Below are 18,750 nucleotides of genomic sequence, written 5' to 3' on the forward strand. Positions count from 1 at the left end.
CCGGGCCTCAGAACTTCAGGCTGGCCGTGACCTGCAGCGTGCGGCCGGCGCCCGGCACATAGTGCGCGGGGTAGATCTGGTCGGCATACAGCTTGTTGGCGGCGTTGGCCAGGTAGGCCTTGAGCGAGAGGCGCTCGAAGTCGAATACGTACTCGGCCATCAGGTCCACCGTCGCGTAGGCGGGCACCTTCCATTCCGCGCGGATCGGGCTTTGCGCGCTGCGGAAGTTGACGCCGGCGCCCATGCGCAGGCGCGGTGTGAACTGGTAGGTGGTCCAGACCGTGCCGCTGTGCTCTGGCGTCAGGGCCGGACGGTCGCCCGGGCGTTCGCCGACCACCGCCTGGGTGCAGGTGCCGGTGGCGGGGCAGGGCGCTGCCGCGTCCACCCTGGCGACCGGGATCCACATGTAGGAGCCGTATACCTCCCACTGCGGCGTCAGGCGACCGGTGATGTCGGTCTCGAAACCGGCCACATGGCGCTTGCCGGTCAGCACGGTGACGGGGCGATCGGGGTCGGTGTTGCGCTCGTTGTACTTGGTCGAGCGGAACACGGCTAGGCGCGTGGTGAAGCGCTTGTCTTCCGAGTTGAGCTTGGCGCCGATTTCGAGGTTGACGCTCTTTTCCGGATCGGTGTCGGCGTTGGCGGCGCTGAGTGAATAGGCGTCGCCCGAGGTGTTGAACGACTGGCCGGCGGAGACGTGGAAGGAATGCAGTGGTGTGGGCTGGTAGAGCGCGCCGATGCGTGGGCTGAATTCGGCCACGTGCATGCGGTACTTGGTGGTCGTCACCGGGCCGGCGGCCGAGGTCGGGAGGGTGTTGATGTCGTAGTCGCCGTTGAGGTTGTCGTAGCGCACGCCGCCGACCAGCTTCCAGGCCGGAGCGATCTGGACGACGTCCTGCACATAGGCGCCGACGCCCGTCGAGACGTAGGCATTGCCGACGCGAAGCACCCGCCGCGACTCGTCGATCGCGGCACCTTCGCCGGGGCTGCCAAGCGTGGTGGTGGGTTTGCTCAGGGTCACGCCGCCCTGGGCCGCTGTCCGTTCGGCGTACACCGTGCGCTTCTCGCGCGAGAGGTCGACCCCGGCCAGCAGTTCGTGCTTCACGCCCAGCGCGTCGAACTTGCTGCTGAAGTCCGACTGGACCTGCAACGTATCCATCTTCTGGACCTTCAGGGCCGTTCCCCGGGTGAGGATGGTGCCGCTGCCCAGGGTGTCCAGCGACACCGAGCTCGGGCACTGCGGGTTGGTGACGGCGCCGGTGGTGGCGTTCACCGAGCGGGTGCAGGCGCGGATGATGCTTGCGCGCAGGTCGCGGTCAAACTGGCCGACGCGCACCTGGGTCTTGAGTTCGCTGTCGCGGCTGAAGCGGTGGGTGTGCGCGAAACCGGCGATGGTTGCGCTGGAGTCGTTGTAGTCGCTGGACAAGCCATAGTTGGTGTCCGGGTCGACGGGGAGAAGTACCCGGTCGAACGAACCCGCCTTGGGCGCGACAAAGGGCATGCCGTAGTTGATGCCGTTGCGGTTGTCGAGGTGGTAGAGTGTGCCAAGGAACTCGTCCTGCTCGCCGATGCCGGTGCGGTAGGCGATGCCCATGCCGCGCTTGTCGATGCTGGAGCCACTGCCGTTGTTGTCGGCCTTGTTGACCATGGCGTTCAGGCGCAGGGCCGAGCTTTCGCCGGTCTTGATGTTGAAGTCGCCGGTGGCGCGCACAAAGTTGTGCGTCCCCACGGTGAGGTCGACCTGGTGTTCGTCCAGCAGGCGCGGTGTCTTGCTGACCTGGTTGACCGCGCCGCCGGTCGAGCCGCGGCCAAACAGCATCGAGGCCGAACCACGCAGCACTTCCATGCGGTCGAGGTTGAAGGTGTCGCGGTCGTAGATCGCGGGGTCGCGCATGCCGTCGATGAACAGGTCACCGGTGGACTGCAGGGCGAAGCCGCGCAGGCGGATGTCCTCTTCACCGCCTTCGGCCGCCTGGAAGGTGATGCCGGCGGTGTTCTTGAGCGCTTCCTTGAGCGTGTCGAGGTTGCGGTCGTCCATCAGGCGCTCGGTGACGACGGTGACGGATTGCGGGATGTCGCGCAGCTGCTGTTTGCCCTTGCCGATGCCGGTGTCGGTGGCCTGCAGGGCGTCCTTGCCTTCGGGGGCCAGCGCTTTTTCACGCACGACCACCGTCGGCAGTTTTTTTTCGTCGACCGGGGGTGTGGTTTGCGCCAAGGCGCCGAACGAGCCGGCCAGCAGCATGGCACCCAAGGGCAGGGCCACGCCCGCGCTGGTGCCCAGGGCAGAAGATGAAGAGGGAAGGGGACGGACGGCGCGGGCCGGTGCTTGCTGGTTGCGTTGGGACATGGAAGCTCAGGTCGAACGGGTTGTCGGCTGGCTTCAACGCATCGCGCTGTGGCTGGCTGGAGTCGCGATCTTAAACTAAAATGCGAACGATTCGCAATAAGATTGTTGCAGGCAGAATACAGATGAATGTTGCAGAGCAATAAATCCTATCGATGTCATGCAAACTATCAATGCGGCAAATCAATAGATGTGAGCTATGATTTCCTCCGTCGCGATATCCATCGCAACTCTTCCCTCAACCTGTCACAGGAAAACACCATGTCCCTGATCAACACGCAAGTGCAACCGTTCAAGACCACCGCCTTTGTCAACCGCGCCGGCAAGGGTGAGTTCATCGAAGTGACCGAGCAGTCCCTCAAGGGCAAGTGGTCCGTGCTGATCTTCATGCCGGCCGCCTTCACCTTCAACTGCCCGACCGAGATCGAAGACGCAGCGGACAACTACGCCGCCTTCCAGGCCGCTGGCGCAGAGGTCTACATCGTCACGACCGACACCCACTTCTCGCACAAGGTGTGGCACGAAACCTCCGACGCCGTCGGCAAGGCCAAGTTCCCCCTGGTCGGCGACCCGACCCACGCCCTGACCAACGCTTTCGGCGTGCACATCCCCGAAGAAGGCCTGGCCCTGCGCGGCACCTTCGTGATCAACCCCGATGGCGTCATCAAGACGCTAGAAATCCACTCCAACGAAATTGCCCGCGACGTGTCGGAAACCCTGCGCAAGCTCAAGGCAGCCCAGTTCACCGCCGCCAATCCTGGCCAGGTCTGCCCGGCCAAGTGGAAAGAAGGCGCCAAGACACTGACACCCAGCCTCGACCTCGTGGGCAAGATCTGATCCTCGCTGAGTGTTGAGCGTCGGGCGTTCGGCGCATATGCCGAGCGCCCTTCCCCCAACGTTTCGCGCACCATCTTCCTGGAGTTCCCCATGCTTGACGACACCCTCAAGGCCCAGCTGCAGCAGTATCTGGGCATGCTGCGCCAGCCCATCGTGCTGATCGCCTCGCTGGACGCCAGCGAGACCGCTACCGAGATGCGCTCGCTGCTGGAGACCATTTCCAGTCTGTCGGACAAGGTCACGCTGGACATTACGGGCAACGACGCCCGCAAGCCTTCGTTCGTGATCGCCCGTGCCGGCGAAACACAAGGTGTGCGCTTTGCCGGCCTGCCGCTGGGCCATGAGTTCACCTCGCTGGTGCTGGCGCTGCTGTGGACCGGCGGCCACCCCCCCAAGGTCGAGCAGGAAGTGATCGAGTCGATCAAGGCGCTGGACGGTGACTTCAGCTTCGAGGTCTACATGTCCCTGACCTGCCACAACTGCCCGGACGTGGTGCAGGCGCTGTCGCTGCTGGCGATCCACAACCCCAGGATCAAGACCGTGGTGATCGAAGGCGGTGCCTTCCAGGCCGAGGTCGAGGCGCGCCAGATCATGGCGGTGCCCATGGTGTTCCTCAACGGCGAGGTGTTTGCCTCCGGCCGGATGAGCGTTGAAGAGATCGTCGCCAGGCTGGACACGAAGTCCGGTGAGCGTGAGGCCGCGAAGCTCAACGCCAAGGACGCTTACGACGTGCTGATCGTCGGTGGCGGCCCCGCGGGTGCTGCCGCGGCGGTGTACGCCGCCCGCAAGGGCATCCGGGTGGGCGTGGCCGCCGAACGCATGGGCGGCCAGGTCAACGACACGATGGCGATCGAGAACTACATCTCGGTGCTGGAAACCGACGGCCCGAAGTTCGCTGCTGCGCTGGAAGCGCAGGTGCGCCACTACGAGGTGGACGTGATGAACCTGCAGCGCGCGAACAGGCTGATCCCTGCCAGCGAGCCGGGTGGTCTGGTCTCCGTGCAGATGGAAAACGGTGGCGTGCTCCAGGCGCGCAGCGTCATCCTGTCCACCGGCGCGCGCTGGCGCAACGTCAACGTGCCCGGCGAGCAGGAATACAAGAACAAGGGCGTGGCGTACTGCCCGCACTGCGATGGCCCGCTGTTCAAGGGCAAGCGCACGGCGGTCATCGGTGGCGGCAACTCGGGCGTGGAAGCGGCCATCGACCTGGCCGGCATCGTCGAGCATGTGACCCTGGTCGAGTTCGCCGATCAGCTCAAGGCCGACGCCGTGCTGGTGAGCAAGCTCAAGAGCCTGCCCAACGTCACGATTCACGTGAATGCGCAGACCACCGAGATCACCGGCGACGGCAACAAGGTCAACGGGCTGAAGTTCAAGGACCGTGCGACCGGCGAAGAACACCTGGTGCCGCTGGCCGGGGTGTTCGTGCAGATCGGCCTGGTGCCCAACACCGAGTTCCTCAAGGGCACGGTCGAACTCAGCCGCTTTGGCGAGATCGTGGTCGACGCGAAGGGCCACACCAATATGGACGGCGTGTTCGCGGCGGGCGACTGCACCACGGTGCCGTACAAGCAGATCGTGATCGCCGCGGGTGAGGGCGCCAAGGCCGCGCTCAGCGCCTTCGACCACCTGATCCGCCAGCCGGTGGCAGCGCCGGTGAGCGTGGCGGTCGCCGCCTGAATCTGGCGCCCTTCAGGAGTCGCCCAAACAAAAAAGCCACCGGTTGCCCGGTGGCTTTTTTTGTTGGGTGAAGCGGACCGGGAGGTCCGCCGCCCGATGTGGGTCAGTGACCCGATGCACCGGATGCGCCGATGCCGGTTTCCGAACGGACCTGCTGGGCCAGGAAGCCCGCGCGGTCTTCCTTGGCACGGGCGCTGTTGTCCAGGATGGAGAACAGCCAGATGCCGAAGAAGCCGATGGCCATCGAGAACAGGGCCGGCGAGGTGTAGGGGAACAGCGCCGAACCCTTGGGGTTGCCCAGCGTGGCTTCCCACACCGACGGCGACACCACGGTCAGGGCGACCGACGAGATCAGGCCCAGGAAGCCGCCGATCACGGCGCCCTTGGTCGTGCAGTCTTTCCACAGCACGCTCATGAACAGCACCGGGAAGTTGGCAGACGCGGCGATGGCGAAGGCCAGCGACACCATGAAGGCGATGTTCTGCTTCTCGAAGGCAATGCCCAGCACCACGGCAACGATGCCCAAGGCAATGGTGGTCATCTTGGAGACGCGCAGTTCGTCGGCGCTGTCGGCCTTGCCCTTCTTGATCACGGTGCCATAGATGTCGTGCGACACGGCCGAGGCGCCCGAGAGCGTCAGGCCGGCCACCACGGCCAGGATGGTCGCGAAGGCCACGGCAGAGATGAAGCCCAGGAACACGTTGCCGCCGACGGCGTTGGCCAGGTGAACGGCAGCCATGTTGTTGCCGCCCAGCAGCGCCTTCTTGGCGTCCAGGAACTGCGGGTTGGTCAGCACGAAGGTGATGGCACCGAAACCGATGATGAAGGTCAGCAGGTAGAAGTAGCCAATCCAGCCGGTGGCCCACATCACGGACTTGCGCGCTTCCTTGGCGGACGGCACGGTGAAGAAGCGCATCAGGATGTGCGGCAGGCCGGCGGTACCGAACATCAGCGCCATGCCGAAGCTGATGGCGGAGATCGGGTCCTTCACGAAGTTGCCCGGGCCCATGATCGAAGCACCTGCCTTGGCGGCGTCGGGCATCGCATTGGCCGTGGCCAGATCCTTGGCGGCCTTGGCGACGGCTTCCGGCGTGGCTGCTGCCGAGCTGGCGGCGTTGGCGGCGGCGATGGCGGAGTCCTTGGCGGCTCCACCCAGCTGAGCCTTGATTTCAACGGCCTTGGCGAACATGGCTTCGGGGCTGAAGCCGAAGTGCCACAGCACCATGAAGGCCATGAAGGAAGCGCCGCCCAGCAGCAGGCAGGCCTTGATGATCTGCACCCATGTGGTGGCCGTCATGCCGCCGAACAGCACGTAGACCATCATCAGCGCGCCCACGATGATCACGGCGATGTAGTACTCCAAACCGAACAGCAGCTTGATCAGTTGGCCGGCGCCCACCATCTGGGCAATCAGGTAGAAGGCCACCACGACCAGCGTGCCCGAAGCCGCGAAGATGCGGATCGGCTTCTGTTCGAAGCGGAACGCGGCCACATCGGCAAAGGTGAACTTGCCCAGGTTGCGCAGGCGCTCGGCCATCAGGAAGGTGATGACAGGCCAGCCGACCAGGAAGCCGATCGAGTAGATCAGGCCGTCGAAGCCGGAAGCCATCACGGCCGCGGAGATGCCGAGGAACGAAGCCGCGGACATGTAGTCACCGGCGATCGCCAGACCGTTCTGGAAGCCGGTGATGCCGCCACCAGCGGTGTAGAAGTCCGCCGCGCTCTTGGTCTTGGCGGCGGCCCACTTGGTGATGAACAGCGTGAACACCACGAACAGCGCGAACATGGTGATCGCGGTCCAGTTGGTGGCCTGCTTCTCGGCCTGGCCGAGGTCGGCACCGGCGGCGTGTGCGCCCAGCGCCAGGCCGGTCAGGGCCAGCGGCAGCAGGGTGCGGAGGGAGGTACGGATGGGATGCTTCATTTCTGGACCTCGGCGACGATGGCGTTGGAGAGTTCGTCGAACTCGGTGTTGGCGCGCCGCACGTAGATGGCGGTGATGATGATGGTGAACACGATCACGCCGAATCCCACCGGGATGCCGACGGTCATCACGCCACTGCCCAGTCGCTGGGACAGGAATTCCTTGTTGAAGGCCACCAGCATGATGAAACCGTAGTAAACGATCATCATGGCGGCGGTCAGGATCCAGCCGAAACTGGATCGTTTGGCCTTGAGTTCCTGGTATTTCGGATTGCTGATGATCCGTTGTGTCAGCTTGTCGTCCATGGGGGCTCCTCTGCGTTTTAGAGAAGACCAGCTTAGGCCGACGGACTTACCCTCGACTTACCTCAAAATGACTGCCCGCTGACGGTCGGATGCTCTGCAAATCGCAGCGGCGCCCTCAGGTATTCGGGGTTGCCAGCCGGTCAAAGGGCAGGTGCTGCTTGACCAGGATGACCGTGCAGGGCGCGTCCATGGCCACCTTGATCGGCACAGTGGCCACAAACCGTTGCATCTGCAGGCCATGCGTGGCGGCGCCCATGACGATCATGCTGACCTGGTTGCCTTCGGCGTATTGCACCAGTGCCTGGGCCACATCGCTGGCTTCCAGCACGTGGTAGGAGGTCTGGTGGCCCGAGAGGTCCAGCGGCTGGGCCCACTGGCGCAGCATCGACAGGTGGCGCCGGTGCACGGCGGTCTCGCTGCGTTCGGCGTCGGTGCTGCTGGTGGCACCCGGGGAAATCACCGTCACGCACGCCAGCCGGGCACCCGGGCGGATGCCCAGCGAGCGGGCGACGGCCTGGCGCAGCGAGTACAGCGTGGCGTCCGTGACATCGTGGTGCGGCACGGCAACCATCACGATCGGCACGTCGTCGATGTTCTGGGCCGGCTTGGGGCTGGGCTGGTAGTGCTTGCCGGCCGCGCGGATCCACCGCTTGAAGTGTTCCTTGAAGCCGGTGCCCTCGGTGCGCTGCGCGCGCTCGGTGAGCGTGACGTCGGCAGGGTGCGTCAGGTCAAAGGCCAGGTGCGCGGCCGACGAATGCCGCTGCGCCGCTTCGGGTTCCAGGCAGCGCAGGATGATTTCCTGCAGCCAGGGGGCGATGTCCGCGCGCAGGGCTCGCGGTGGTTTGGGGTCCATCCACAGGCGCTGGCGCATGCCGCCATCGCTCTGCGGTGTGCCAAACGGCAGGTCGCCTGTGGCCAGCTCGTAGAGGATCACACCGATGGCGAAGATGTCGCTGCGCGTGTCACCGCGCACACCGACCACCTGCTCGGGAGCGATCCACGCAGGGGAGCCCACCGCCTTGCGCAGCTCTTCCGCCAGCAGGTCGGGGAAGTGCGCGTGGCAGGACAGGCCGAAATCCAGCAGCACCGCGGTGCCGTCGGGTTCGATCAGCACGTTGGCGGGCTTGAGGTCGTGGTGGCAGACGTTCTGCCGGTGCAGGCTGTGCACCGCATGGGCGAGCGCAGCACCCAGTTTCGCCACTTCCTCGGAAGGCAGGGGCGTGAAGGGTTCCCCCGGTTGCGGCATCCAGTGGTCCAGCGTCTTGCCGTCCACGTACTCCATGACCAGGTAGGGCACGTTGTCGAGATCGCCGGCCGCGACGAAGTGCGGCACGTGCGGGCCGGTGAGCACCTGCAGCAACTGGTGCTCGACCTCGAAGCTGACGATGTTCTCGGCGCCGTCACCCGCGGTCATGCGCGGGATCTTCATCACCATCCGGAAGCCGGGGTCGCCGGCGCCATTGGCGTAGTGCACGGCGTAGATGTGGGCCATGCCCCCGGAGTGAATGCACTCGTCGACGACAAAGCCGTCGAGCTGGGCTCCCGGTTCCAGCAACTTCATTGCGCGATGTCACCTTCCATCTTCGAGACGCTTGGCAAAAAATTCCGGCAGGCCGGCGCGCCGGACCGAGGCGGCGGCGGCAGCATGGTCATACGGTATCCGCTGGAAGCACAACCGCGCCTGATCGGTGTCAAACACCGCGTACATCGCGGTGGGCAGCCCGTCGCGCGGCTGGCCGACCGAGCCGACGGTCGCGATCCACTGCCGGTGAGCGGGGGTGGGAATTTCGACCCCGGGTGTGGGCTTGAAGGCCATCAGGCCGCGGCCGCTGCCCTTGTAATACAGGGTCTGGTGGTGCACGTGGCCACCGAACACGTAGCGGACGCCAGGCTGTTGCATGGCGGCTTCCAGGCTGACGCCGGCGCTGCGCTCGTCTTCCACATAGCGCCATTTCTCGGGTGCGTCTGCACTGGCGTGCACCAGCAGGCAGGCGCCCAGCGTTGCCGTCATTGGCAGGGCCGACAGGAACTCCAGCTGTTGCGCTGAAAGCTGCTCGTGGGTCCAGCGGGCGGTTGAGTCGCCCATCTGCTGCGACTGCGCCGGGGGCTCGACCGCCATCGCATCGTGGTTGCCCTTGATCACCAGCGCACCGTCCTCGGCCAGCGCCATGACTTTCTGCATCACCGCACCCGGGTCACCGCCATAGCCGACGAAATCGCCGAGCAGGGCGAACCGGGTGCACCCGTTGAGCCAGGCGTGTTCCAGGCAGGCGTCCAGTGCCTGCACGTTCGAATGGATGTCGGAAAGCAGGGCCAGTTTCATGGGGTGGATGACCAGGGTTGTCGGCGGTCGTCAGGGTGGCGGCACGCCCAGGGCCTGCGCCAGTTCCTTCACGGCGGCCGAGGGTGCGGACTTGGCAATCGCTGGCAGCAGGGCGACGAGGTCGTCATAGCCCCCTGCGCCCTCCACCGCGAGATTGAGGCGGAACCCGCGCAACCCGAGGGCCGCGGTGATGCGGATGGCGATGGGGTACGCCTTTTTGTATCGATCGACGTCCGATTCCCCGGAGGGAGTCTTGTTTTCAGTTGCTGGTGCTGGCGCTGCGCTGGCGCCAGCCTGTGCTACCGGAGCCTGGAGGAATTCCTTCTCCACCAGGTCCAGGATGTCGGCCTGGGTCACTCCCAGACCGACGGTGGAGGACAGCACCTCTTCCAGTGGGCGTTGTCCATCAAAAAGTATGAAGGCGGCTCGCTGACGTGCAGACATCAACGGACTGCGTTGCTTGAATGCCTGTTGACCCGCCTCAGTTTTCTGGTAGCGCAAATCGAATGGCCGATGGGGTGCCGTCGACGCTTACGGCTTGGCCGGAGCAGCCGGGGCAGCTGCAGGTGCTGCGGCTGGAGAGGCAGCCGGGGCATCGGACTTGGCCGGCTCGCTGTGCGTGGCCTCGCTGCCGTGCTTTTCACCGCTCATGTCGATGTCGCCACCACTCTTCATGAGCATGAACAGGGCGAGCGCCGCGAAGACGATGAAACCGATGAGGATCTTGATCATGAAACTTACCTTCCTAGTAAAAAGAAACCCATGCAGGGCATGGGCTTGTCGGGAACCGGGTGAGCACCGGTTCGCCGCCCTGCGGACGGCGAACCGTCTCACAAACTTCAGTCGTTGGCGTAGATGTCAACGTCCTTGGTTTCCTTGATGAACAGCGTGCCGATGACGAAGGTCGCCGCCGCAATGATGATCGGATACCAAAGGCCGTTGTACATGTTACCGGTCTGGGCCACGATGGCAAAGGCCGTTGTGGGCAGCAGGCCGCCGAACCAGCCGTTGCCGATGTGGTACGGCAGGGACATGGAGGTGTAGCGGATGCGGGTCGGGAACAGTTCCACCAGCATGGCGGCGATCGGGCCATAGACCATGGTCACCAGCAGCACCAGGTAGGTCAGGATCACGACGATCATGACCTTGTCCAGCTTGGCGGGATCGGCCTTGGTCGGGTAGCCGGCGGCCTTGAGGGCAGCGCCCAGCTTGGCGGTCAGCGTGGCGTCCTTGGCCTTCTTCTCGTCGCCCAGGGCCTTCACGGCGTCTTCCGCGGCCTTCAGGGCCTTGGGATCGGCGTTGCCGGCAGCGGTCATGTCGGCGACCTTCTTCTCGGCGGCGGCCTTGGCGGCGGCGATGTCTTCCGGCGTGATGGCCGTGCTGATCACGGTCTCACCAACCTTGATGCTGGCGGGCGTGCCGGCCGGAGCCACTTCGTTGGAGTAGCTCACCGAGGCGGAGGCCAGCTTCTGCTTGGCGATGTCGCAGGAGCTGGTGAACTTGGCGGTGCCGGTCGGGTTGAACTGGAACGAGCACTCGGCCGGGTTGGCGGTCACGACCACCTTGCTGGACTGCTGGGCCTTGTGCAGGTCGGGGTTGGCCGCCTTGGTCAGGGCTTCGAAGACCGGGAAGTAGGTCAGCGCGGCCAGCAGGCAGCCTGCCATGATGATCGGCTTGCGGCCGATCTTGTCGGACAGGGCGCCGAACACCACGAAGAACGGGGTGCCGATCACCAGCGAAGCAGCGACCAGGACGTTGGCGGTGGCGCCGTCGACCTTGAGCGACTGGGTCAGGAAGAACAGGGCGTAGAACTGGCCCGAGTACCAGACCACGGCCTGGCCGGCGGTCAGGCCGATCAGAGCCAGGATCACGATCTTCAGGTTCTTCCATTGGCCGAAGGACTCGGCCAGAGGAGCCTTGGAGGTCTTGCCCTCAGCCTTCATTTTCTGGAAGGCGGGCGACTCGTTCATCTGCAGACGGATCCACACCGAGATCGCCAGCAGCACGATGGACACCAGGAACGGCACGCGCCAGCCCCAGTCGGCAAAGGCTTCTTCGCCGAGCGCGGTGCGGGTACCCAGGATCACCATCAGCGACAGGAACAGACCCAGCGTGGCCGTGGTCTGGATCCAGGCGGTGTAGGCGCCGCGCTTGCCGTGAGGAGCGTGCTCGGCCACATAGGTGGCAGCACCGCCGTACTCACCGCCCAGCGCCAGGCCCTGCAGCATGCGCAGACCGATCAGGATCACCGGAGCGGCGACACCAATCGATGCGTAGTTGGGCAGCACGCCGACGATGAAGGTCGCGCCACCCATGATCAGGATCGTGACCAGGAAGGTGTACTTGCGGCCGATCATGTCGCCCAGACGGCCGAACACGATGGCACCGAAGGGACGCACGATGAAACCGGCCGCGAAGGCCAGCAGCGCGAAGATGAACGCGGAGCCTTGGTCAAGGCCGCTGAAGAACTGTTTCGCGATGATGGCTGCGAGCGAGCCGTACAGATAGAAGTCGTACCACTCGAACACGGTGCCGAGGGAAGACGCAAAGATCACCTTGCGTTCCTCGGGCGTCATTGGCCGGGATGCGGTTGTCGCCATGAATTTGTCTCCTGTTGATAACGATGCGGTGACCTGTTTCCGATCACCTGAAATCGATTTTTTGGAGGCCGCCTGACGGCGTTCTGACGAAATGTCACAAATGCCCGGCAGGGCACGCGTTTCTAGGGTTAGTCCCTACCCAAACACGTTAGGTGTTTTCCCGAGGGGTTCAGTAGGCGAGGCGCTCGGGCCGGATTTCCTGCAGGATCGTGGTGGCGATTTCTTCGATCGACTTGGTGGTGGTCGAGAGCCAGCGGATGCCCTCGCGGCGCATCATGGCTTCGGCCTCGTTGACCTCGGCGCGGCAGTTTTCCAGGCTGGCGTAACGCGAGTTCGGTCGCCGCTCGTTGCGGATCTCGGCCAGCCGCTCGGGCGCGATGGTCAGGCCGAAGATCTTCTTGCGGTGCGGTACCAGGGCAGGAGGCAGCTTGCGGCGCTCGAAGTCTTCGGGGATCAGCGGGTAGTTGGAGGCCTTGAGACCGTGCTGCATGGCCAGGTAGAGCGACGTGGGTGTCTTGCCGCTGCGGCTGACGCCGACCAGGATCACGTCCGAGCCCTGCAGGTCCTTGTGACTCTGGCCGTCGTCGTGCATCAGCGAAAAATTGATGGCCTCGATCCGGTCGTGGTACTCCTTGCTCTTGGACGCGTCGGAGAAGCGGCCCACGCGGTGGTTGGACTTGATGCCCAGCTCGTCTTCCAGCGGCTCGACGAAGGTGCCGAACATGTCCAGCATCATGCCGTTGCAGTGCTCCTTGACCACCGCCAGCACCTCCATGTTGACCACGGTGGCGAACACCAGCGGGCGCTTGCCTTCGACTTCTGCCGTGTGGTTGATCTGGCGCACCGCCTGGTGGGCCTTGTCCACGTCGTCCACGAACGGCAGGCGCACGCGCCGCACCGTGGTTTCGAACTGGGCCAGGATGGCGTTGCCGAAGGTTTCGGCGGTGATGCCGGTGCCATCGGAGATGAAGAAGACGGTGCGGTTGGTCATGGGGGAGCCTGGTCGGGATGCAAGAAATTTCAGCAGCGCTCCCCGCCGATTTCAAGGCGGCAGGGCGCGAAAGCCGCGGTCGGGCCGATGGCGCCATCCTACAATCACGGGCGCACAGAATGCCCGCCCCCTGCCCGGTGCACGACCCATAACAGAACCACAGGTCACCCGCTGGCGCATGGAGCCCCCCGGTTTTTCAACCTTAGGAGTCTTCCATGTCCAACCTGTTCGAGCCGACCGATCTGGTCGTGCCTTTCGAAAAACTGCGAATGAGCGATGTCGAGGTCGTCGGCGGCAAGAACGCCAGCCTCGGCGAAATGATTTCGCAACTGCCCCAGGGGGTGAAGGTGCCCACGGGCTTCGCCACCACGGCCCACGCCTTCCGCGAGTTCCTGAAGTTCGACGGTCTGGCCGACCGCATCAATGCGCGCCTGGACGCGCTCGATACCGAAGATGTGCGTGCGCTGGCCGTGGCCGGTGCCGAAATCCGCGCCATGGTCGAGAACCAGCCGTTCCCGGCCGACCTCGAAAAAGCGATCCGCGAAGCCTTCGTCACCCTGGTCGGCGGCAACGACAAGGCCACCTTCGCGGTGCGCTCGTCGGCCACGGCCGAAGACCTGCCCGACGCTTCGTTTGCCGGTCAGCAGGAAACCTTCCTGAACGTGCACGGCATCGACGAAGTGCTGCACAAGATGAAGGAGGTGTTCGCCTCCCTTTACAACGACCGCGCTATCAGCTACCGCGTGCACAAGGGCTTTGCCCACGCCGACGTGGCCCTGTCGGCCGGCGTGCAGCGCATGGTCCGCTCCGACACTGGCGCGGCCGGCGTGATGTTCACCATCGATACCGAATCCGGCTTTGAGGACGTGGTCTTCATCACCTCCAGCTACGGCCTGGGTGAGACGGTGGTGCAGGGCGCCGTGAACCCCGACGAGTTCTACGTGCACAAGCCCATGCTCAAGGCGGGCAAGCGCGCGGTGATCCGCCGCAACCTGGGCTCCAAGCTGATCCAGATGGTGTTCTCCACACCGGAAGAGAAGGCGGCCACCAAGAAACTGGTCAAGACCATCGACGTGCCGGTCGAGCAGCGCAACCGCTACAGCCTGAGCGCCGAAGACGTCGAGCAGCTGGCGCACTACGCGCTGGTGATCGAGCAGCACTACGGCCGCCCGATGGACATCGAGTGGGGCAAGGACGGCACCGATGGCCAGCTCTACATCCTGCAGGCCCGCCCCGAGACGGTGAAGAGCCAGGCCGCCGGCAAGACCGAGGTCCGCTACAAGCTCAAGGGCAAGGGCGCCGTGCTGGCGTCCGGCCGCGCGATCGGCCAGAAGGTCGGTACAGGCCCGGTGCGCCTGGTGCACAACATCAGCGAGATGGACAAGGTCCAGCCCGGTGACGTGCTGGTGACCGACATGACCGACCCGAACTGGGAGCCGGTGATGAAGCGCGCCAGCGCCATCGTGACCAACCGCGGCGGCCGCACCTGCCACGCAGCCATCATCGCGCGCGAGCTGGGCATCCCGGCCGTGGTGGGTTGCGGCAACGCCACCGACCACCTCAAGGACGGCACGCTGGTCACGGTCAGCTGCGCCGAGGGCGACACCGGCCACATCTACGACGGCCTGCTGGAAACCGAGATCACCGAAGTCCAGCGCGGCACCATGCCCGAGGTCGACGTGAAGATCATGATGAACGTCGGCAACCCGCAGCTCGCGTTCGACTTCGCGCAGATTCCCAACGGCGGCGTCGGACTGGCCCGCCTGGAATTCATCATCAACAACAACATCGGCGTGCACCCCAAGGCGATCCTGGACTACCCGGCGGTCGATGCCGACCTGAAGAAGGCGGTCGAGTCGGTGGCCCGCGGTCACGCTTCGCCGCGTGCCTTCTACGTCGACAAGGTGGCCGAGGGTGTGGCGACGATTGCCGCCGCGTTCTGGCCCAAGCCGGTCATCGTGCGTCTGTCGGACTTCAAGTCCAACGAGTACCGCAAGCTGGTCGGCGGCAGCCGCTACGAACCCGACGAAGAGAACCCGATGCTGGGCTTCCGCGGCGCGGCGCGCTACATCAGCGAGGACTTCCGCGAAGCCTTTGCGATGGAGTGCGAAGCCCTCAAGCGGGTGCGCGAAGACATGGGACTGACCAACGTGCAGGTGATGGTGCCTTTCGTGCGCACGCTGGAACAGGCGCGCAAGGTGACCGAGCTGCTGGCGGCCAAGGGCCTGAAGCGCGGTGAAAACGAGCTCAAGCTGATCATGATGTGCGAGATCCCGAGCAACGCCGTGCTGGCACACGACTTCCTGCAGTACTTCGACGGCTTCTCGATCGGCTCCAACGACCTGACCCAGCTGACCCTGGGCCTGGACCGGGACTCTGGCCTGGAACTGCTGGCGCACGACTTCGACGAACGCGACCCGGCTGTCAAGGCGCTGCTCAAGCTCGCCATCGGCGCCTGCAAGGCCGAGGGCAAGTATGTCGGCATCTGCGGCCAGGGCCCCAGCGATCACCCCGACTTCGCGCAGTGGCTGCGCGACGAGGGCATCAGCTCGATCTCGCTGAACCCGGACTCGGTGGTCGACACCTGGCAGCTTCTGGCATCGACGGCCAAGTGAACTGACCGCGTCTGATCGCTTCGACGGCCGGGCTTTCGCCCGGCCGTTTTCATTGGTGGCGGGTGCGTAAGGCCGGGGTCAGTGCCCGGCGCACAATCGGCTGCAGAGGCGTGCCGCCGAGCGCGCCCACGACAGAGGAGACGCGCATGCTTCAGGAACTGGACGCCCAACGGCTGGTGGCCCTGTTCGTGGCGGGACTGGCGCTGTTCAATTTCCCGCTGCTCGCTCTGTGGGACCACGACGTCCGTGTGTTCGGGTTGCCGCTGTTTCCCCTGGCCATGTTCCTGATCTGGGCGCTGCTGATCGCGGCCGTGGCCTGGATCGTCGAGCGCTCCCCGGACCTGCCTGCGCCGGACGACGGACCGACCTGAACCATGTTGCCTGTCCCGCTGGTCATCGGCGTCGCGTTCGCCTACCTGTTGCTGCTGTTCGCGGTGGCGTACTGGGGCGACCGCCGCGCGCGCCAGGGACGGTCGGTGATCGGCAACGCCTGGGTCTACGCGCTGTCGATGGCGGTGTACTGCACCGCCTGGACCTACTTCGGCAGCGTCGGCCGCGCCGCCAGTTCGGGAGTCTGGTTCCTTCCGATCTATCTGGGGCCGATGCTGGCCATGATCCTGGCCTGGATGGTGGTGCGCAAGATGATCCGCATCGCCCGCACCTACCGCATCACCTCGATCGCCGACTTCATCGCCAGCCGCTACGGCAAGAGCCGCCTGCTGGCAGGCCTGGTGACGCTGATCACCGTGGTCGGCATCGTTCCCTACATCGCATTGCAGCTCAAGGCGATCGCCAGTGGTTACGCCGTCATGACCTCGCCGCTGGGTGAGGCAGCGTCCGCGCCGGTGAGCTGGTGGCGCGACAGCACGCTGTATGTGGCGCTGGCGCTCGCGGGCTTCACCATGGTGTTCGGCGCTCGGCATCTGGACAGCACCGAACGCCACGAGGGCATGGTGGCGGCCATCGCATTCGAGTCGGTGGTCAAGCTGCTGGCGTTTCTGGCGGTGGGGTTGTTCGTGGTCTTTGGTCTCTACCAGGGGCTGGGCGATCTGTTCAATCGCGCGCAGGGCGACGCCGCCATCCACCGCCTGCTGCAGTTCGACCAAGGCAAGCCGTTCGCCTACGCGCAGTGGACCGGGCAGACGCTGCTGGCGATGCTCTCGGTGCTGTTCCTGCCGCGCCAGTTCCAGGTCATGGTGGTCGAGAACGTGCGCGAACAGCACCTGCGGCGCGCGGTCTGGGTGTTTCCGCTGTACCTGCTGCTGATCAATCTCTTTGTGCTGCCGATTGCCATCGGCGGGTTGATGCACTTCGGTCCTGGGCGCATGGACCCGGAAACCTTCGTGCTGTCGCTGCCGCTCTCGGCTGGCTGGCACGGCCTGGCGCTGGTGGCCTTTGTGGGCGGGCTGTCGGCGGCGACCGGCATGGTGATCGTCGAGGCGATCGCGGTCTCGACCATGGTGTGCAACGACCTGGTGATGCCGCTGCTGCTGCGCGGCCGGGCGCTGGGGTCGGGCGCCTCGGGCGACTTGACCGGCCTGCTGCTGCTGATCCGGCGGCTGGCGATCCTGGCGGTCCTGCTGATGGGGTACCTGTACTTCCACCTCGCGGGCGAGGCCTATGCGCTGGTGAGCATCGGCCTGATCAGCTTCGCGGCGGTGGCGCAGTTCGCTCCCGCGATGCTGGGCGGCATGTACTGGAAGGGTGGCACGCGCCGAGGCGCGCTGGCGGGGCTGCTGCTGGGCTTCCTGCTCTGGGCCTACACGCTGATGCTGCCGTCACTGGCCAAGTCGGGCTGGCTGGCCGACGGGTTCCTGCAGCACGGCCTGTTCGGCTGGACTTGGCTGCGGCCGGAAGCCTTCCTGGGCCTGGCCGGGCTGGACAACCTGACCCACTCGCTGTTCTGGAGCCTGCTGGTCAATGTGGGCGCGTATGTCGGGGTGTCGCTCTGGCGCGCGCCGTCGGCGGCCGAAACCAGCCAGGCGCTGCTGTTCGTCGATGTGTTCCGGCGCACGGAGGCCGCACACCCGGTGTTCTGGCAAGGCAGGGCACAGGTCGGCGCGCTGCAGGCGCTGATGGCGCGCTTCATGGGGCCGGCCCGGGCGCAGCAACTGGTCGACAGCTTTGCCGCCGAGTCCGGGATGGTGCTCACGCCGCAGATGCCAGCGCACCCGCGGCTGGTGCAGTTCGCCGAGACGCAGCTGGCGGGCGCGATCGGCAGCGCCTCGGCGCGGGTCATGGTCGCTTCGGTGGCGGAAGAAGAGGCGCTGGAGCTGGACGACGTGATGCGCATCCTGGACGAGGCCTCGCAGCTGCGCAGCTATTCGCGGGCACTGGAGGAGAAGTCGCTGTCGCTCGAGCGCGCGACCACCGAACTGCGCGAGGCCAACCAGAAGCTGCAGAGCCTGGACCACCTGAAGGACGACTTCATGTCGTCGGTGACGCACGAGCTACGCACGCCCTTGACATCCATCAGGGCGCTGTCGGAACTGATGCGGGACGATGACGACATGGACCTGCCCCAGCGGCAGCAGTTCCTGGGGATCATCGTGGCCGAGGCGGAGCGCCTGAGCCGACTGGTCAATCAGGTGCTGGACATGGCCAAGATCGAGGCCGGGCATGCCGAGTGGACGGTGGACGACGTGGACCTGCGCGAGGTGGCCGGGCAGGCCGCGGGCAGCATGGCCGAGATGTACCGCGAGCGCGCGGTGGTGCTGGAGCTGCGGCTGGACGCGGACAACGCCGTGGTCCGGGCGGACGCGGACCGCCTGACCCAGGTGGTGCTGAACCTGCTGTCCAACGCGCTGAAGTACGCGCCGCGCGACGGCGGGCGGGTGGAGTTGGCGCTGCGCCGGGATGGTGGCGACGCGGTGGTCGAGGTGCAGGACAACGGGCCTGGCATTCCGGCCGACCAGCAGGCCACGGTGTTCGAGAAGTTCCGGCAGGTGGCGGGCGATGCGCACTACCGGCCCGGCGGGACCGGCCTGGGGCTGCCGATCAGCCGGCAGATCGTCGAGCACTTCGGCGGTCGCATGTGGCTGCGCTCCGTGCCGGGGCAGGGCGCCTGTTTCGGATTTGCGCTGCCGGCGGCCAGACCCGGCGAGAGACAAGACAACAACGATGGAGACCAATGA

14 protein-coding genes are annotated in these 18,750 nt (G+C 65.4%); 5 read left to right on the forward strand and 9 right to left on the reverse strand.

The genetic code is table 11. The features are described 5' to 3' along the window. Nucleotides 1–7: 7 nt before the first annotated feature. Entirely contained in the window at nt 8–2,347 is a 2,340-nt protein-coding gene (locus tag ACLIJ1_RS03700; RefSeq protein ID WP_411364124.1) for a TonB-dependent receptor, read from the reverse strand. 258 nt (nt 2,348–2,605) lie between these two features. Between ACLIJ1_RS03700 and ahpC the strand changes: the two genes are divergently transcribed. Beyond that, a complete protein-coding gene (gene ahpC / locus ACLIJ1_RS03705; protein ID WP_411364125.1) occupies nt 2,606–3,181 on the forward strand; it encodes an alkyl hydroperoxide reductase subunit C in 576 nt (191 codons plus the stop codon). Nucleotides 3,182–3,271: 90 nt separating this feature from the next. Continuing rightward, nucleotides 3,272–4,861, forward strand: coding sequence for an alkyl hydroperoxide reductase subunit F (gene ahpF / locus ACLIJ1_RS03710; protein ID WP_411364126.1), 1,590 nt, complete (start codon nt 3,272–3,274; stop codon nt 4,859–4,861). Nucleotides 4,862–4,964: 103 nt separating this feature from the next. On the opposite strand, the gene ACLIJ1_RS03715 is transcribed toward ahpF, so the two are convergent. From ACLIJ1_RS03715 to ACLIJ1_RS03750, 8 genes are all read right to left on the reverse strand, one after another. Continuing rightward, nucleotides 4,965–6,782: a cation acetate symporter gene (locus ACLIJ1_RS03715; protein WP_411364127.1), complete on the reverse strand. Its 1,818-nt coding sequence runs from the start codon at nt 6,780–6,782 to the stop codon at nt 4,965–4,967. Then, the gene (locus tag ACLIJ1_RS03720) at nt 6,779–7,087 is read right to left on the reverse strand and encodes a DUF485 domain-containing protein (RefSeq protein WP_411364128.1); all 309 of its coding nucleotides are present in this window, start codon (nt 7,085–7,087) and stop codon (nt 6,779–6,781) included. Before ACLIJ1_RS03720 ends, ACLIJ1_RS03715 begins: the two co-directional genes overlap by 4 nt. A 115-nt stretch (nt 7,088–7,202) precedes the next feature. Continuing rightward, complete coding sequence (locus tag ACLIJ1_RS03725; protein WP_411364129.1) at nt 7,203–8,648, reverse strand: serine/threonine protein kinase; 1,446 nt, start codon at nt 8,646–8,648, stop codon at nt 7,203–7,205. A gap of 9 nt (nt 8,649–8,657) precedes the next feature. Continuing rightward, entirely contained in the window at nt 8,658–9,410 is a 753-nt protein-coding gene (locus ACLIJ1_RS03730; RefSeq protein ID WP_411364130.1) for a metallophosphoesterase family protein, read from the reverse strand. 30 nt (nt 9,411–9,440) lie between these two features. Beyond that, nucleotides 9,441–9,794, reverse strand: a complete 354-nt coding sequence (locus ACLIJ1_RS03735) for a hypothetical protein (RefSeq protein ID WP_411364131.1) — start codon at nt 9,792–9,794, stop codon at nt 9,441–9,443. Nucleotides 9,795–9,941: 147 nt separating this feature from the next. After that, on the reverse strand, nt 9,942–10,142 hold the full coding sequence (locus ACLIJ1_RS03740) for a hypothetical protein (RefSeq protein WP_411364132.1): 201 nt from the start codon (nt 10,140–10,142) through the stop codon (nt 9,942–9,944). A 107-nt stretch (nt 10,143–10,249) separates the two neighbouring features. After that, nucleotides 10,250–12,010 (reverse strand): MFS transporter, encoded by a 1,761-nt coding sequence (locus ACLIJ1_RS03745; RefSeq protein ID WP_411364133.1) that lies wholly within the window; start codon nt 12,008–12,010, stop codon nt 10,250–10,252. A gap of 169 nt (nt 12,011–12,179) precedes the next feature. Further along, nucleotides 12,180–13,001 (reverse strand): pyruvate, water dikinase regulatory protein, encoded by an 822-nt coding sequence (locus tag ACLIJ1_RS03750; protein WP_411364134.1) that lies wholly within the window; start codon nt 12,999–13,001, stop codon nt 12,180–12,182. A gap of 215 nt (nt 13,002–13,216) precedes the next feature. Between ACLIJ1_RS03750 and ppsA the strand changes: the two genes are divergently transcribed. From ppsA to ACLIJ1_RS03765, 3 genes are all read left to right on the forward strand, one after another. Next, the gene (gene ppsA, locus ACLIJ1_RS03755; RefSeq protein ID WP_411364135.1) at nt 13,217–15,616 is read left to right on the forward strand and encodes a phosphoenolpyruvate synthase; all 2,400 of its coding nucleotides are present in this window, start codon (nt 13,217–13,219) and stop codon (nt 15,614–15,616) included. A 146-nt stretch (nt 15,617–15,762) separates the two neighbouring features. After that, the gene (locus ACLIJ1_RS03760) at nt 15,763–15,987 is read left to right on the forward strand and encodes a hypothetical protein (RefSeq protein WP_411364136.1); all 225 of its coding nucleotides are present in this window, start codon (nt 15,763–15,765) and stop codon (nt 15,985–15,987) included. 3 nt (nt 15,988–15,990) lie between these two features. Then, complete coding sequence (locus ACLIJ1_RS03765) at nt 15,991–18,750, forward strand: sodium:solute symporter family transporter (RefSeq protein ID WP_411364137.1); 2,760 nt, start codon at nt 15,991–15,993, stop codon at nt 18,748–18,750.

Source organism: Hydrogenophaga sp. RWCD_12 (genome assembly GCF_046604225.1).
Classification (GTDB): domain Bacteria; phylum Pseudomonadota; class Gammaproteobacteria; order Burkholderiales; family Burkholderiaceae_C; genus Hydrogenophaga.

Bases quoted from the DNA above. Each gene is read 5' to 3' on its own strand.
- ACLIJ1_RS03715 (WP_411364127.1), bottom strand. From the start codon at position 6,782: ATGAAGCATCCCATCCGTACCTCCCTCCGCACCCTGCTGCCGCTGGCC.
- ACLIJ1_RS03725 (WP_411364129.1), bottom strand. From the start codon at position 8,648: ATGAAGTTGCTGGAACCGGGAGCCCAGCTCGACGGCTTTGTCGTCGAC.
- ACLIJ1_RS03720 (WP_411364128.1), bottom strand. From the start codon at position 7,087: ATGGACGACAAGCTGACACAACGGATCATCAGCAATCCGAAATACCAG.
- ahpC (WP_411364125.1), top strand. From the start codon at position 2,606: ATGTCCCTGATCAACACGCAAGTGCAACCGTTCAAGACCACCGCCTTT.
- ACLIJ1_RS03760 (WP_411364136.1), top strand. From the start codon at position 15,763: ATGCTTCAGGAACTGGACGCCCAACGGCTGGTGGCCCTGTTCGTGGCG.
- ACLIJ1_RS03745 (WP_411364133.1), bottom strand. From the start codon at position 12,010: ATGGCGACAACCGCATCCCGGCCAATGACGCCCGAGGAACGCAAGGTG.
- ACLIJ1_RS03750 (WP_411364134.1), bottom strand. From the start codon at position 13,001: ATGACCAACCGCACCGTCTTCTTCATCTCCGATGGCACCGGCATCACC.
- ACLIJ1_RS03700 (WP_411364124.1), bottom strand. From the start codon at position 2,347: ATGTCCCAACGCAACCAGCAAGCACCGGCCCGCGCCGTCCGTCCCCTT.
- ppsA (WP_411364135.1), top strand. From the start codon at position 13,217: ATGTCCAACCTGTTCGAGCCGACCGATCTGGTCGTGCCTTTCGAAAAA.
- ACLIJ1_RS03730 (WP_411364130.1), bottom strand. From the start codon at position 9,410: ATGAAACTGGCCCTGCTTTCCGACATCCATTCGAACGTGCAGGCACTG.
- ahpF (WP_411364126.1), top strand. From the start codon at position 3,272: ATGCTTGACGACACCCTCAAGGCCCAGCTGCAGCAGTATCTGGGCATG.
- ACLIJ1_RS03765 (WP_411364137.1), top strand. From the start codon at position 15,991: ATGTTGCCTGTCCCGCTGGTCATCGGCGTCGCGTTCGCCTACCTGTTG.
- ACLIJ1_RS03740 (WP_411364132.1), bottom strand. From the start codon at position 10,142: ATGATCAAGATCCTCATCGGTTTCATCGTCTTCGCGGCGCTCGCCCTG.